This window comes from Faecalibacterium sp. DFI.5.82 (assembly GCF_029076575.1).
Taxonomy (GTDB): domain Bacteria; phylum Bacillota; class Clostridia; order Oscillospirales; family Ruminococcaceae; genus Faecalibacterium; species Faecalibacterium duncaniae.
In genome coordinates this window covers 55371-70393 of the sequence record NZ_JARFIS010000005.1, presented here as the reverse complement: position 1 = coordinate 70393, position 15023 = coordinate 55371, and the positions used below count along the sequence as shown (strand labels likewise).

The 15023-nt window shown below is 58.9% G+C and carries 18 protein-coding genes; 17 read left to right on the top strand and 1 reads right to left on the bottom strand.

The annotated features are described in order from the left end of the window. Window positions 1–33: 33 nt before the first annotated feature. The gene (locus P0G09_RS08175; RefSeq protein ID WP_275252409.1) at window positions 34–474 is read right to left on the bottom strand and encodes a SpoVA/SpoVAEb family sporulation membrane protein; all 441 of its coding nucleotides are present in this window, start codon (window positions 472–474) and stop codon (window positions 34–36) included. A 75-nt stretch (window positions 475–549) separates the two neighbouring features. Here P0G09_RS08175 and P0G09_RS08170 point away from each other — a divergent pair, with 75 nt between their 5' ends. The 17 genes from P0G09_RS08170 to hisIE all read left to right on the top strand — a co-directional run bounded on the left by P0G09_RS08170 (window position 550) and on the right by hisIE (window position 15023). Then, complete coding sequence (locus P0G09_RS08170; RefSeq protein ID WP_275252408.1) at window positions 550–1470, top strand: M15 family metallopeptidase; 921 nt, start codon at window positions 550–552, stop codon at window positions 1468–1470. A gap of 148 nt (window positions 1471–1618) precedes the next feature. Next, window positions 1619–2191 carry a DUF4358 domain-containing protein gene (locus P0G09_RS08165; RefSeq protein WP_238078062.1) on the top strand — a complete coding sequence of 191 codons (573 nt, stop codon included), beginning with the start codon at window positions 1619–1621 and terminating at the stop codon, window positions 2189–2191. 139 nt (window positions 2192–2330) lie between these two features. Continuing rightward, on the top strand, window positions 2331–3749 hold the full coding sequence (locus P0G09_RS08160; RefSeq protein ID WP_275252407.1) for an MBOAT family O-acyltransferase: 1419 nt from the start codon (window positions 2331–2333) through the stop codon (window positions 3747–3749). 13 nt (window positions 3750–3762) lie between these two features. Then, a complete protein-coding gene (locus tag P0G09_RS08155; protein WP_275252406.1) occupies window positions 3763–4932 on the top strand; it encodes a DHHW family protein in 1170 nt (389 codons plus the stop codon). A gap of 192 nt (window positions 4933–5124) precedes the next feature. After that, complete coding sequence (locus tag P0G09_RS08150) at window positions 5125–5469, top strand: hypothetical protein (protein ID WP_275252405.1); 345 nt, start codon at window positions 5125–5127, stop codon at window positions 5467–5469. Between the two features lie 89 nt (window positions 5470–5558). Further along, window positions 5559–5903, top strand: coding sequence for a hypothetical protein (locus tag P0G09_RS08145; RefSeq protein ID WP_005929673.1), 345 nt, complete (start codon window positions 5559–5561; stop codon window positions 5901–5903). A 215-nt stretch (window positions 5904–6118) separates the two neighbouring features. Further along, entirely contained in the window at window positions 6119–6427 is a 309-nt protein-coding gene (trxA, locus tag P0G09_RS08140) for a thioredoxin (RefSeq protein ID WP_035393488.1), read from the top strand. Between the two features lie 121 nt (window positions 6428–6548). Then, the gene (locus tag P0G09_RS08135) at window positions 6549–6932 is read left to right on the top strand and encodes a type II toxin-antitoxin system RelE/ParE family toxin (protein ID WP_097770093.1); all 384 of its coding nucleotides are present in this window, start codon (window positions 6549–6551) and stop codon (window positions 6930–6932) included. Then, the gene (locus P0G09_RS08130; protein WP_035393348.1) at window positions 6904–7209 is read left to right on the top strand and encodes a helix-turn-helix transcriptional regulator; all 306 of its coding nucleotides are present in this window, start codon (window positions 6904–6906) and stop codon (window positions 7207–7209) included. The genes P0G09_RS08135 and P0G09_RS08130 overlap by 29 nt, the downstream gene beginning before the upstream one ends. A gap of 244 nt (window positions 7210–7453) precedes the next feature. After that, window positions 7454–9046 carry an ATP phosphoribosyltransferase gene (gene hisG, locus P0G09_RS08125; RefSeq protein WP_275252404.1) on the top strand — a complete coding sequence of 531 codons (1593 nt, stop codon included), beginning with the start codon at window positions 7454–7456 and terminating at the stop codon, window positions 9044–9046. Continuing rightward, complete coding sequence (gene hisD / locus P0G09_RS08120; RefSeq protein ID WP_156068346.1) at window positions 9043–10323, top strand: histidinol dehydrogenase; 1281 nt, start codon at window positions 9043–9045, stop codon at window positions 10321–10323. The genes hisG and hisD overlap by 4 nt, the downstream gene beginning before the upstream one ends. 166 nt (window positions 10324–10489) lie before the next feature. Next, complete coding sequence (gene hisC / locus P0G09_RS08115; protein ID WP_275252403.1) at window positions 10490–11551, top strand: histidinol-phosphate transaminase; 1062 nt, start codon at window positions 10490–10492, stop codon at window positions 11549–11551. Window positions 11552–11554: 3 nt separating this feature from the next. Further along, entirely contained in the window at window positions 11555–12145 is a 591-nt protein-coding gene (hisB, locus tag P0G09_RS08110; protein ID WP_005929650.1) for an imidazoleglycerol-phosphate dehydratase HisB, read from the top strand. After that, window positions 12142–12750, top strand: a complete 609-nt coding sequence (gene hisH / locus P0G09_RS08105; protein WP_275252402.1) for an imidazole glycerol phosphate synthase subunit HisH — start codon at window positions 12142–12144, stop codon at window positions 12748–12750. Before hisB ends, hisH begins: the two co-directional genes overlap by 4 nt. A gap of 79 nt (window positions 12751–12829) precedes the next feature. Next, a complete protein-coding gene (gene hisA, locus P0G09_RS08100; RefSeq protein ID WP_275252401.1) occupies window positions 12830–13549 on the top strand; it encodes a 1-(5-phosphoribosyl)-5-[(5-phosphoribosylamino)methylideneamino]imidazole-4-carboxamide isomerase in 720 nt (239 codons plus the stop codon). Between the two features lie 16 nt (window positions 13550–13565). Further along, a complete protein-coding gene (gene hisF / locus P0G09_RS08095) occupies window positions 13566–14321 on the top strand; it encodes an imidazole glycerol phosphate synthase subunit HisF (RefSeq protein WP_097772821.1) in 756 nt (251 codons plus the stop codon). Between the two features lie 66 nt (window positions 14322–14387). Further along, window positions 14388–15023, top strand: coding sequence for a bifunctional phosphoribosyl-AMP cyclohydrolase/phosphoribosyl-ATP diphosphatase HisIE (gene hisIE / locus P0G09_RS08090; RefSeq protein WP_005929638.1), 636 nt, complete (start codon window positions 14388–14390; stop codon window positions 15021–15023).

Genomic DNA, 15023 nt, shown 5'->3' with positions numbered 1-15023 from the left:
TGCATCCCGGCAGGCGTATTGTAGACAGAGTGGTCAGCCGCCCAGCAGCCAGAGCACCCCACCGTAGACCACAGCGGCCAGCGTGCCGTACACGATGACCGGCCCTGCAATGGTGAACATCTTGGCTCCGGTGCCGCAGACCCTGCCCTCGGGCTTGAACTCGATGGCGGCGCTAACCACGGCGTTGGCAAAGCCCGTGATGGGCACCAGCGAGCCTGCCCCGGCTTTGGCGGCAAGCTTCTGGTAGAGCCCCAGCGTGGTCAGCAGGGCCGACAGCACGATGAGGGTGCAGCTGGTCAGGGTACCGGCAAGCTGGGTTTCCAGCCCCATGCCAAGATACCACCCGCGCAGCACCTCGCCCAGCAGGCAGATGCCGCCGCCCACGCAGAAGGCCCACAGGCAGTCGGAGCCCAGAGGGGAGCGGGGGCCGACCTGTTTCACCCGCCGCGCGTATTCTTCCGCTGTCATCTTCATGGCTGTCACCTCGGGCTTAGGATGCCCCCGGAGAAACATAATATACAGAAAACGAACCGAGAAAGAAGGTCTCTTATGAATCAGCAGCAACCCATCCACCGCCGCCGCCTGACCCGGGCAGAGATCCGGCGGCGGCGACGCAACCGCGCCATCCGCCGCATCGCCGGGCTGACCCTTGTGGTCTGCGTGGCCGTGGGCGGTGTGTCCTTCCTGCTTTCCCACCGCAAGGCCCCGGTGCCCACGGCAGATGCCGCCGGGAGCGCCGCCAATAGTGCGGCCAGCAGTCTGCCGTCGGCTGCGCCGAGCAGCAAGGCGGAGAGCAGTGCCGCGAGCGGAGCCGCCGCCGAGAGCGTGGAGAGCCGGGACAACCTGCTGGGCCTGACCGCCGCCGAGGCGAAGGTCATGCTGGCCGACCCGCTGATGATCCTTGTGAACCACACCAATAAGATGCCGGAAAACTACACCTTTGAGACCGCCGAGTGCGGCTCCAAGACCGCAGTGAACAAGACCCTGCAGACCGTGGCCTGCAATGCCTTTCTGGAGCTGCAGAAGGCTGCTGCTGCGGAGAACGTGACCGTTTGGATGCAGAGCGGCTACCGCAGCGTGTCCTACCAGACCAATCTCTACGAGAAAAAGACCAACTATTATAAGCAGCAGGGCTATGACGATGCAAAAGCGAAGGAAATGGCTGCTGCCATCGTCAACCCGCCGGGCTATTCTGAGCACAACTGCGGCCTGGCTGCAGACCTGAACAGCCCCGAGCACACCGGCCTGGACGAGGGCTTTGAGAACACGGCTGCCTTCCGCTGGCTCTGCCAGCACGCCGGGGAGTATGGGTTCATCCTGCGCTACCCCAAGGGGGCCGAGGAGAAGACCGAGATCACCTACGAGCCCTGGCACTGGCGCTATGTGGGCGTGGAAAATGCCGCAAAGATCAACGCCAGCGGCCTGTGCTTTGAGGACTATATCGTCGCCCTGCAGCAGATCGCGGGCTGAGCGGCAAAGCACTGGTGAAGAAACCGTAAAATCTTCTGCCTGCCGTTTGCAATTCGGGCTTTGATATGGTAAGATAGCAATGGTTCGTTGTCGGAAACTCTTCCGCGTGGGCGAACCGGTGTAAAACAGATAAAAGAGGGAATAATCCATGAAACTTCGTGCTAAAATCATTCTGACCGCTGCTTCTCTGGCCCTGAGCTGTGCTCTGCTGGCCGGCTGCGGTTCTTCTTCCGGTTCTACCGCTTCTTCTGCCGCATCCTCTGAGCCTGCCTCCACTGTGCTGAGCCAGGCCTCCAGCATCTCGCTGGGCGAGGACAACAGCACCGATGCCCTGAACGCACCGTTCGAGACCCTGCTGGATGCCAACCCCATCTCCAACCAGTTTGAGATCGCTGCCATGAACATTGAGTACGATTTCAACCTGCCCGCTGAGGATGTGGTGAGCTACAAGGGCGTGAAGAGCAACGACAACGGCGATGCCGGTATGGTGCTGGTCGTGGAAGCTGCTGACGGCAAGGCTGAGGAGGTTGCAAACCAGCTGACTGCTTACCAGCAGGATCAGGTGGCGTTCTACGGCAACTACGCTGAGTTCGCACAGGCCCAGGAAAATGTGGAGAACGCCGTGATCGCCTTCAAGGACAACACCGTGGTCATGGTCATCGCTTCCAACGAGTGCACTGCCGATCTGGACAGCGCGGTGGACAGCGCACTGGGAGAGTAAAATAAAACTGAATGGGGCTGCTGCAGGCCCTCTCCGTCAATGCTCCGCACTGCCGCCTCTCCCAAAGGGAGAGCTGACGAGCGCAGCGAGTGTGAGAGGGCATTTGCAGCAGCTCTTTTTTTAAAAGGAGGTCGAAGCCTTGGTTTTCAGCACCATCATCTTTCTGTTCCGGTTTCTTCCCATTACGCTGGCGCTGTATTACCTTGCGCCCGCAAAGCTCAAGAATACGGTGCTCTTTGTGTGCAGCCTGGTGTTCTACTGCTGGGGTGAGGTCCGGTTCTTCCCGGTCATGCTGGCCCTGATCCTCATCAACTATCTCTGCGGCCTGGGGTTGGAAGCGTTTGACGCAAAGCCCGGCGTGCGCAAGGTGCTGCTGCTGGTCGCCCTTGCAGCCAGCCTGGGGATGCTGTTCTACTTCAAGTACGCAAACTTTGTCCTGCGCAGCATCAACAGCCTGCTGGGCACCGGATTTGCGGCCATTCAGGGCATCAGCGTCCTGCCGCTGGGCATCAGCTTTTATACCTTCCAGACCCTTTCCTACACCATTGATGTCTACCGCCGGGAGGTAAAGACTGAGCACAACATCATCGACTTCGGCGCTTATGTTGTCATGTTCCCCCAGCTCATCGCGGGCCCCATCGTCAAGTATCGGGATGTCTCGGCCCAGCTGCACGTTTACAAGCATCGTTACAGCTTGCAGCAGATCGAGGAAGGCATGACCCTGTTCACCTTCGGTCTGGCAAAAAAGGTCCTGCTGGCGGATGCTGTCGGCGCGCTCTGGACGGATATCATCGGCATTGCCGACAGCCCTTCCACCACTTTTGTGGGCCTTGCCAATGCGTCCACGCCGCTGGTCTGGCTGGGTGTCATCGCCTATTCGCTCCAGCTCTACTTTGATTTTTCCGGTTACTCCCTGATGGCCATCGGCATGGGCAAGATGTTGGGCTTCGATTTCCCCCAGAACTTCAACTTCCCCTATATCTCCCGTTCCATCACCGAGTTCTGGCGGCGCTGGCACATGACCCTTTCCGGCTGGTTCCGCGAGTATGTCTATATCCCGCTGGGCGGCAACCGCAAGGGCCTGAAGCGGCAGATCCTCAACCTGTTCGTGGTGGAGCTGCTCACCGGCATCTGGCACGGTGCAGACTGGAACTTTATCTGCTGGGGCCTGTACTACTTTGTTTTGCTGGCCCTTGAAAAGCTGTTCCTGCTCAAGTATCTGGAAAAAGGCAGGATCTGGCCCCACATCTACACCATGTTCCTTGTGGTGGTGGGCTGGGCCATGTTTGTGGGCAACGAGGCCGGGGTGGGCTTCGGGCTGCTGTTCCGCAAGCTCTTCCTCCCCTCGGGCGGTGCATCTCCGGTCTACTTCCTGCGCAACTACGGCGTGCTGCTGGCGGTCAGCATCCTGTGCTGCACCCCGCTCATTGAGAAGCTCTGGAACGCCCTGCGCAAACACACCGTGACCCGTGTGGCTGCGGTGCTGGTGCTGCTGGTGCTCTCCACGGCGTATGTGGTGGGCAGCACCAACAGCCCGTTCCTGTATTTCAACTTCTGAGGAGGGGACCTGAATGGACAAGCATACAAAGAAAACTCCCTCTCTGTTCCAGTATCCGGTGCTGGTGGCCTTCGGGCTGTTCTTTATCGGGCTGTTCGTGCTGGATATGGCCACGCCCGACCGCGCATACAGTGAACTGGAAAACACCACCCTGACCCAGCGGCCCAGACTGACCGCTGTTTCCGCCGACGGGTTGAACAACTACTTCACCAGCTACACCCGATACGTCAAGGATCAGGTGTTTGGCCGCGACCAGTGGATCAGCCTGCAGAGCGCGGCGGAGACCACCCTCTTCCAAAAGACCCAGAGCGGCGGCATCCTGCTGGGCCGGGAGCACATGATGTTCGCCCGGCATTACAGCATCCTGAAAAATGAGGAAAAGGGGATGGCCAAGAACCTTGCCGCCGTCCAGAGCCTTGCCCAGCGCTACCCGGGCAGGGTGAACCTCATGCTGGTGCCGTCGGCCTCGGTGGTCTACCCTGAGAATGTCCCGGCGGGGGCACCTCAGATCGATGAGAAGGGCATTCTGGAAGGCGTTGCCGCACAGGGGGAGGCCTACGGGCGGTTTATTGATGTCCTGCCCGCCCTGACGGAGCACAAAGGGGAATACCTCTACTACCGCACCGACCACCACTGGACGACGCTGGGGGCCTACTACGCCTACCAGCAGTTCTGTGAGACGCTGGGCCTGACCCCCTTTGACCGGGATGCCCATACGGCCGAGACCTGTGAGGATTTCTACGGCACTCACTACTCCAAGACCCGCACCTGGAACGCAGAACCCGACACCATTACCTGGTACGACCTGCAGAACAGCCTGACGATCTGGAACGTCACCGGCCCGGGCCAGCCCACCGAGGGCACCACCACCGGCCTGTACGATCTGGACAAGCTGGAGGTGTATGATAAGTACGCCATGTTCCTGCACGGCAACAACGGCCTGAGCCGGGTGAAGGGTGACGGCGAGGGAAAGATCCTGGTCATCAAGGATAGCTATGCCAACAGCTTTGTGCCCTACCTGACAGCCAACTATGCGGCCATCGACGTGGTGGATTTCCGCAACTATAACTATGGGCTGGACCAGCTCATTGCGGCCAACGACTACGACCAGATCCTTGTGCTGTACAGTTATGCCAGCTTTACCACCGACCCGTATCTCTACCGTGCAGGCGTGGCAGGCTGAGTGGGAAATTATTGCAGTGCTTTTCACCAAACTTTCGTTTGTTTTTTCATGCGACTTTCCGATTTTTGATGGTTTTTCACAAAATCCATTGCATGAAACTGTGTGATGTAGTAATATAAGGCTGGAAACCAGATGGTAAATTGGGAAAGAACACCATCGGTTCAAGCTGCTCAAAAAAGGAGTATGAGACCTATGAACAAGAACATGAATCTGCCTGCTGAATACGCAGTGCTTTCCGAAGAAGAGATGACCTATACCCAGGGCGGTTCCGATATTGGCGGCTTTGCAACCACTGCCGCTACGGTCGTGGGTGCTGTGGTGCTGGGTGCCAGCTATATCTGGGGCATTTCCGCTTCCAAGGACTGGCTGAACAAGAAGAGCAACCGTGAGGGCAACCTCTTCACCGTTCTGGGCCGTGCCGCAGATGCTGTCAGTGAGGATATGTCCAAGTCCGCAGCCAACTTTGTCCGGGATGCCGTTTCCAGCACCATGGTGGTGGCTCTGGCTCCCCTGAGCGCTGTTCTGCTGATCCTGTAAGCCGGGATAGTGGGATATCGGGTCTGTTTTCTGTAACTTGCGGTGTACGATGCACCGTGCAATAAATGCTTTTGTAAAGGAGTATTATTATGGAAAAGAAGCTCATGCTGCCCGCGAACTACAACGTGATGAACGAAGAAGAAATGACCTATACCAGCGGCGGCGACGGTTTTACCGCTCCGTTTGCTGTGGGTTGGACGATTGGCGCAGTCATTTCTGTTGCAAACCTGATCTGGGGTCTGGATCAGACCCGTACCTGGATCAAGAACAACAAGAAGAACGGCGAGAATATCACCGATCTGGCAGCAAAGGGCATCAATGCCGCTGCTGATTACATGGGTAAGTCCATCGGCAATGCGATCGTTGGCGTTTACACCGCTCTGAACCTGACCGGCTGGTGGCCCGTTACCGCAATCGCCTGGGTCACGGCCTGATCGTTCTGACCAGACAGCCCGGAGAACTCCAAAGAACAACACAGGGCGGCGGCTCTCCCCAAGCGGGCGGGCCGCCGCCTTTTTTGTTCACAGATTGTTTCTGGAAAAATCCTGTCGTTTGGGGTATACTAGAGCCATAAGTAAGAATCACTCCTTCTTTTGAGGGAACTGACCGCCCCCGCAGAGGGTGCGGATAAAAAATGGAGGGAACCGATATGGCTGTTGTTACCATTACCAAAGAAAATTTTGAAGCCGAGGTGCTGCACAGCACAAAGCCTGTTCTGCTGGACTTCTGGGCCACCTGGTGCGGCCCCTGCCGGATGCTGAGCCCCATCGTGGACGAGGTGGCCGAGGAGCGCACCGATGTCAAGGTGGGCAAGGTCAATGTGGATGAACAGCCCGAGCTGGCCTCTCAGTTCGGCGTGATGAGCATCCCCACCCTGCTGGTGTTCCGCGACGGCAAGCTTGTGAATCAGGCTGTGGGTGCCCGCCCCAAGGCCGGTGTGCTGGCGCTGCTGGGCTAAAAGAAAGAATCGAGCTGTATGGCCGCTGCCTGTTTTCGAATGGGCGGCGGCCTTTTTGCACTTGACAATATGGCATATCTGCCATATACTGAAAGGGGAAAAGTGTAGGGAGGATTTTGAAATGGGACCGTTCGTGGTGGAATTTTATGAAACAAGAGATGGCCAGCGCCCTGCGGAAGATTTTTTGGATGAACTGGATATCAAAATGCGGAGCAAGCTGGTAATGACCCTGAAGGTTTTACAGGAACAGGGAAACCGTCTGAGGGAGCCATACAGCAAGCATCTGGATGATGGGATTTTTGAGATCCGCGGAAAAGTTGGAACGGATATTTCGCGGGTCATGTATTTCTTCTATTATGGGGGAAGGATCATTCTGACGAACGGCTTTATCAAAAAGACCCAGAAAACACCCAAGAGTGAAATTGAACGGGCAAAACAGTATCGGAAAGATTTTTTGGAAAGAGAGGGTGAATCAGATGAAAACACTGGATCTGTATTTGAATGAACAGCTGAAAAATGAGGAGTTCCGCAAGGAGTGGGAAGAGAACCAGCCGGAAATGGACATCATCCGGGCGATGGCAGATGCACGCATTTCTCAGAACCTGACCCAGAAGGAGCTGGCCGAACGCACCGGCATCAATCAGGCGGATATCAGCAAGCTGGAAAATGGAACACGCAACCCATCTTTGAAGCTGCTGAAGCGTCTGGCAGACGGAATGGGAATGGACCTGAAGCTTGTGTTCACACCCAAAGAGCCGCAGAATCTGAAGCTTGCAAAATAAGAAAGATGCCGGGTCGGTTTCCAATGCAGGAGACTGGCCCGGCCTTTTTTTATCCCCGGTTTTCGCTCTCCATCATCTGTTTTGGTGCTGGGGTGAAATGATTTCGCCTTTCTGTACAAACGCACAGAAAAACGGTAAGATAGGGCTGAAAAGCTGTCACTTTCATACTTTACAACTTTATCTTGATAAAGTAAAATAAACAAAAGAAGTGGGAAATACGCAGAGAGGGAACGAGGAGATCGAGATGGAATTCAGTCTGGACAGTTTGCAGCCCAAGGAGCGGGCCTCCTTTGCGCTGCGGGCGCTGTATGAGGCGGCGGGCTGCCGCAAATATCACATGGGCCGCTTTGAGGAGTACGGGCTTTATCAGGAGAACCGGAGCTTTTTGTCCTCAGAGCAGGTCATCACCTTCACCGACCTGGATGGCCGTCTGCTGGCGCTCAAGCCGGACGTGACCCTGTCCATTGCCAAGACGGCCCAGCCCGCCCCCGGCGAGACCCTGCGGTATTACTACCATGAGAACGTCTACCGTCCCTCAGCAGAGAGCCACACTTTCCAGGAGATCTCCCAGATGGGCCTTGAGATGCTGGGCGCGGTGGGGGAGGCACAGGTGCAGCAGGCGGTCCGGCTGGCGGCGCAGAGCCTGGCCCAGCTGGGGGCCGCGTGGGTGCTGGAAGTCAGCCACATGGGCTATCTGTTCGGCCTGTTCGACGCACTGGGCGTGCCGGAAAATGCCCGCCCCGGCCTGCTGGAAAAGCTGCGGGAAAAGAATGCGCACGAGCTGCGCCGCGCCGCGCAGGCCGCCGGGGTGGATGCCGCCGGGGCCGCTGCCCTGACCGGCCTGCTGGAGCTTTCCGGCAGCTGCGAGGAGACGCTGGCAAAGGCAGAGAGTGCCTGCCGCAACGACCGGATGCGCGCTGCCGCCGCCGAGCTGCGGGCACTGGCCAAAACGCTGGAGGCCTCCGGCGGGGCGGTCCGCCTTGACCTGAGCCTTGCCGGTGAGATGGAATACTACAACGGGCTGGTCTTTCAGGGCTACCTGCAGGGCCTGCCGCGGCCCCTGCTCAAGGGCGGCCGCTACGACCTGCTGATGCAGAAGTTCACCCCCGGGGCCGGGGCCATCGGCTTTGCGGTCTATCTGGACGAGCTCGACCGCCTGAGCGCCCCCACCCCGCCGGTGCAGAGGAACAGCGCGGGCCGGGTCATGCTGAATGTGGCCCTGCCCAAGGGCCGTCTGGGCGACAGGATGTATGACCTGCTGACCCGCATCGGCTACGGCTGCACCGAGGACTACAACGCCACCCGAAAGCTGGTGGTGGAGAACCCTGCAGCGGGCATCCGCTACTTCCTTGTAAAGCCCAGCGATGTGGCTATCTACGTTGAGCACGGCGCGGCAGATGTGGGCATCGTGGGCAAGGATATCCTCACCGAAGCCTCTGCCGATGCCTACGAGCTGCTGGATACCGGCCTTGGCAGGTGCCGGATGTGCGTGGCTGCCCCGGCGGATTACAAGGATGATCCCAGCCGCCCGGTGCGGGTGGCGACCAAATTCGTCAACATTGCAAAGAGCTACTATGCGTCCATCGGGCGGGATATCGATATCATCAAGCTGAACGGCTCCATTGAGCTGGCTCCCATTCTGGGCCTTTCCGATGTCATTGTGGATATCGTGGAGACCGGCACCACCCTGCGGGAGAACGGCCTGCGGGTGGTCACCGAATTCATGCCCATCTCGGCCCGGTTCATTGCCAATAAGGCCAGCTACCAGTTCAAGCACAACGAGATGGATGCCATGCTGGAAGCGCTGCGCAAGACCTTGCAGGAGGAAACAAAATGATCAAGCTGTATAATTTTGATGAGCTCAGGCCCGAGGAGATCCTGAACCGGGATATCCGCGCGGAAAAAAACGTGGAGGATGTGGTGGACGGCATCATTGCCGAGGTCCGTGCCCGGGGCGATGAGGCGCTGAAGGAGTACGCGCTGAAATTTGACGGGGCAAAGATCGACGACCTGCAGGTGACGCAGGCGGAGATCGATGAGGCCTTTGCCAATATGGACCCCTATTTCCTTGAGACCCTGCGGGAGGCTGCCGCCAACATTGAGAGCTTCCACCGCCAGCAGGTGCACAAGAACTTTGTGATCAACGAGAAGCCCGGCATCGTGCTGGGCCAGAAATATACCCCCATTGAAAAGGCGGGCGTATATGTGCCCGGCGGCACGGCGGCCTATCCCTCCACCGTGCTGATGGATGTCATCCCGGCCAAGGTCGCGGGCGTGTCAGAGATCGTGATGACCACCCCCGCCGGAAAGGACGGTCGGGTGAATCCGGTCATCCTTGCCGCCGCCGCCACCGCCGGTGTGACCAAGATCTTCAAGACCGGCGGTGCACAGGCCGTGGCCGCGCTGGCCTACGGCACCCAGAGCATCCCGGCGGTGGACAAGATCGTCGGCCCCGGCAACATCTACGTTGCCACCGCCAAGCGGAAAGTGTTCGGCAAGGTGGGCATTGATATGATCGCCGGCCCCAGCGAGATCCTGGTGCTGGCCGACGGCGGCTGCAACCCCGCCTGGGTGGCGGCAGATCTGCTGAGCCAGGCCGAGCACGACAAGCTGGCCAGCCCTGTTCTTGTCACTGACAGTCCGGCGCTGGCCAGGGCCGTGCAGGCAGAGCTGGAGGTGCAGATCCCCCAGCTGCCCCGTGCCGCCATTGCCCGCGCCAGCGTGGACGACAACGGGAAGATCATCGTCTGCACCGACCTGCACAAGGCCATTGAGGCCTGCAACATCATTGCGCCGGAGCATCTGGAGGTCTGCGTGGAGGACCCCTTCGGCGTGCTGAACGAGATCAAAAACGCGGGCAGCATCTTCCTGGGCCGCAATGTGCCCGAGGCCCTGGGCGATTACTTTGCAGGCCCCAACCACACCCTGCCCACCAGCGGCACGGCCCGCTTCTCCAGCCCGCTGGGTGTGGACGACTTTGTGAAGAAGTCCAGCTTTCTCTACTACACCCGCGAGGCGCTGGGCGAGGTGGCACCCCGCATTGCCGATTTTGCCGAGCGCGAGGGCCTGCACGCCCATGCGAAGAGTGTGACGATAAGATATGAAGAGGACTAAAGGCGGCTCGCCCTCTCCGTCATTGCTTTGCAATGCCACCTCTCCCAAAGGGAGAGGCTTTGGCAATTTCCCGCAAGGTTACGGAAAACCGCCAGAGGCTCCCCCTTTGGGGGAGCTGGCGCGAAGCGCCTGAGAGGGCGAGGACGCTGACAGTGAGGAAATTGCTATGAGTAAATATCTCTCTCCGAAACTTGAAACAGTCACCCCCTACACCCCAGGGGAGCAGCCGCAGGACCAGCAATACATCAAGCTGAACACCAATGAAAGCCCCTATCGGCCCAGCCCGGCGGTGGTGGCGGCGGTGAGCGAGCATGAGGTGGAAAAGCTCCGTCTCTACTCCGACCCTGCCTGCACCGACCTGCTGAAAACGGCGGCGGCGCACTTTGGCCTGCAGCCGGATCAGATCATGCCCGGCAATGGCAGTGACGAGAACCTTTTCTTTGCCCTGCGGGCCTTCTGCGACGAGACCCACCCCTTGGCCTATGCCGACATCACCTATGGCTGTTACAGCGTCTGGTGCGGGCTGATGCACATCCCAAGCCATATCATCCCGCTGAAGGAGAATTTCACCCTTGACCCCGCCGATTACTACGGCCTGAACGAGACCATCGTCATCGCAAACCCCAACGCCCCCACCGGCTTGGCCCTGCCCCGCAGTGCCATCGAGGGCATCCTGAAAGCGAACCCTGACAATGTGGTCATTGTGGATGAGGCCTATGTGGACTTTGGCGGCGAGAGCTGCGTGCCGCTCATTGACCGGTACGACAACCTGCTGGTGGTGCAGACCTTCTCGAAATCCCGCCAGCTGGCAGGAGCGCGGCTGGGCCTTGCCATGGGCAGCGCCAGCCTCATCGCGGACCTGAACCGGGTCAAGTTCAGCCTGAACCCCTATAACATCAACCGCCTGACCTTGAAAGCAGGGCAGGCCGCGCTGGAAGATACCGTTTATTTTGAAAAGACCCGTGCCGCCATCGTGGACATCCGCACATGGACAAAACAGCAGCTGGAAGCCCGGGGCTTTGCGGTGCTGGACAGCCGCTCCAACTTCCTGTTTGCCTCTACCCAAGAGAAAAACGGCGGCGAATTGTACCGGAAGTTGAAGGAAAAGGGCGTTCTGGTGCGCCACTTTGATGCCCCACGCATTGAAAACTGGCTGCGCATCACGATCGGCACGCCGGAGCAGATGCAGATCTTCCTGAACACCCTTGACAAAATAATGGAGGAATGACCCATGCGGGAAGTGACACTGGAACGCAACACCAACGAGACCCAGATCGAGCTGACCCTGAATCTGGACGGTGCGGGCCGCTATGAGGTGGACACCGGCTGTGGGTTCCTGAACCACATGCTGGAGCTGTTTGCCCGCCATGGCCGGTTTGACCTGGTGCTCACCTGCCACGGGGATGTGGAGGTGGATTACCACCACACGGCTGAGGATATCGGCATTGCACTGGGGCAGGCCTTTGCCCGGGCGCTGGGCGAGATGCGGGGCATCCAGCGGTATGGCAGCTTCTACCTGCCCATGGATGAGGCGCTGGTGCTCTGCGCGGTAGACCTTTCGGGCCGGTGCACCCTGAACTGGGATGTCCACTGCAAGACCGAAAAGGTGGGCGATTTCGATGTGGAATGCGCCTCGGAGTTCTGGCTGGGCTTTGCCCGCAATGTGCCCGCTACGCTCCACTTTGTACAATTTGCAGGGGAAAATACCCACCACATTCTCGAAGCCTGCTTCAAGGGGGCAGGCCACGCGCTGGCTGCGGCAGTCGCCATTGATGCCGCCCACCGGGACGAGATCCCCTCCACGAAAGGACTGCTGGTATGATCGCGATCATCGATTACGGCGTGGGCAACCTGTTCAGCCTGCGCTCCAGCCTGACGCATCTGGGGCTGGAGGCCGTTGTGACCGCCGATGCACAGACCATCCGCAAGGCCGACCGGCTCGTCCTGCCGGGGGTGGGGGCCTTTGGCGATGCCATGGACAAGCTCTCGGCCACCGGTCTGGTGCCGGTCATCCGGGAGCAGGTGGCGCAAAAGCCCCTGCTGGGCATCTGCCTGGGAATGCAGCTGCTCTTTGAAAAAAGCTATGAGTACGGTGAGCATGGGGGCCTGGGCTTTGTCAAAGGTGAGGTCTGCCCGCTGGAGCCTGACCTGAAAGACAAATCCCTCAAGGTACCGCAGATCGGCTGGAACGCCCTGCACATCGTACGGGATGACCCGCTTTTCCGATACATCCGTGAGGGCGAGTATGTCTATTACGTCCACAGCTACTACGGCAAAAATTGTACCGAGAGTACACTTGCTGTCAGCGATTACTCCATCCCCGTGACCGGCGTGGTCAGGGCGGGCAGGGTGTACGGCACCCAGTTCCACCCCGAAAAGAGCGGGGAGACGGGGCTGCGCATTTTGAGAGCGTTTGCAGAATTGTAAACTGGCTCGCCCTCTCAGTCAAAGCCTGGCGGCTTTGCGAAGCAAAGACGGAGAGGGTAAGGCCGCTAAAGGAGAAACTATGAATCTATTCCCAGCCATTGACTTGCGGGGCGGCAAAGTTGTCCGCCTGACGCAGGGAGATTATGACCGTATGACCGTTTACGGGGAGGACCCCTGCGCACAGGCCCGGCAGTTTGTGGAGGCCGGGGCCAGGTATCTCCACGTTGTGGATCTGGACGGTGCAAAGGACGGCACCCTTTCCAACTACGGATCCATTGCCGCGCTGGCAGAGCAGGGGGGCTTGTACATTGAGGTGGGCGGCGGCATCCGCACGGAGGAGCGCATTGAAAAATACCTTTCTCTTGGCGTGGATCGCTGCATCCTGGGCAGTGTGGCTGTGACGGATTTTGATTTCACGGCCCGGATGCTGAAACGCTACGGCGAACGGATCGCCGTGGGGGTGGATGCCAAAGATGGATTTGTTGCCATCCACGGGTGGAAGGAGGTCAGCGCCGAAAAGGGTGTGGACTTCTGCAGGCGGCTGGCAGATGCCGGATGCACGGCCATCATCTACACCGACATTGCCTGTGATGGTGCCATGCAGGGCACGAATCTGGCGCTGTACCGCCAGCTGGCGGCAGAGGTGCCGGGCGTGGCCTTCACGGCCAGCGGCGGCATCTCGTCGGAAGCCGAGCTGTTGGAGCTGAAAAAGATGGGCACCGCTGCCGCGATCCTGGGCAAAAGCCTGTATACCGGCGCGCTGAATCTGAAACGTTGTGTAGAACTAGTGCAGAATTAAACGGAGGGGAACGAAAATGATCACAAAACGCATCATTCCCTGTCTGGATGTCCGGAATGGCCGGGTGGTCAAGGGCACGAACTTTGAGGGCATCCGGGATGTGGCCGACCCGGTGGAGATGGCCCGGATGTACAACGCTGCCGGTGCCGACGAGCTGGTGTTCTACGATATCACCGCCAGCTTTGAGGGCCGTGCTCTGTTCACCGATATCCTGACCCGGGTGGCAAGCGAGATCTTCATCCCGCTGACCGTAGGCGGCGGCATCAACACGCTGGAGGATTTTGACCGGGTGCTGAAATGCGGCGCCGATAAGGTCAGCGTCAACTCGGGCGCTCTGCGGGACCCCGGCCTCATCCCGGCGGCGGCCCAGAAATACGGCGACCAGTGCGTGGTACTCTCGGCGGACGTGAAGCGGGTGAACGGCCAGTTCCGGGTGTTCGCCAAGGGTGGGCGCGAGGATACCGGCCGGGACGCGCTGGAGTGGATCAGCTGGTGCGTGGCGCATGGCGCGGGGGAGATCTGCCTGAACAGCATTGACACCGATGGTGTCCGCACCGGCTTCGATCTCGAGATGCTGGACGCGGTCGCTGCCCGGGTGAATGTGCCCATCATCGCCAGCGGCGGCGCGGGCAAAAAGGAAGATTTCCTTGAGCTGTTCCACCACAAGGGCATCGACGCTGGCCTTGCGGCGGGCATTTTCCACCAGAAACTGCTGACCATCCACGATCTGAAAACCTATCTGAATGAAAATGGTGTCGAAATGCGGCTGTAAGCTCTTGCGTTTCGGGCAACTTTAGGATAAACTGTAAGTATCCCCTTTGGGGAGGGAGTATGGACCATGGAACTGAAATTTGATGAAAAGGGCCTCATTCCTGCCATCGTGCAGGATCACTACACCAAAGAGGTGCTCACCCTTGCCTACATGAACGCCGAGACGCTGGCACTGACCATTGCCGAGGGGCGTACGGTGTTCTGGAGCCGGAGCCGTCAGGAAATCTGGCGCAAGGGTGATACCAGCGGCAATGTCCAGCATGTGGTGTCCATCACTGCAGACTGCGACAAGGACGCACTGGTGGTGGAGGTGGTCAAGGATGGCCCTGCCTGCCATACCGGTGCCGAGAGCTGCTTCTTCAACGAAGTGTATGTCTCGCCGGAGCTCAAGCAGTTCAGCTGGCAGGGGCTTTACGAACTCATCCAGGGCCGCAGGGATCATCCCCAGGAAGGCAGCTACACCACCTACCTGTTCGAGAAGGGCAAGGAGAAGATCCTGAAAAAGGTGGGTGAGGAGTGCACCGAGGTCATCATTGCGGGAGAAAAAGAGGACAAGGCCGAGACCATCTATGAGATCAGCGACCTGGCTTACCATGTGCTGGTGCTGATGGTGCAGGCAGGCATCACGGTGGAAGAGATCACCCGTGAGCTGGAAAAACGACACGTCATTGACCACAAGGTCAAACAGGAAAGGATGCAGTGA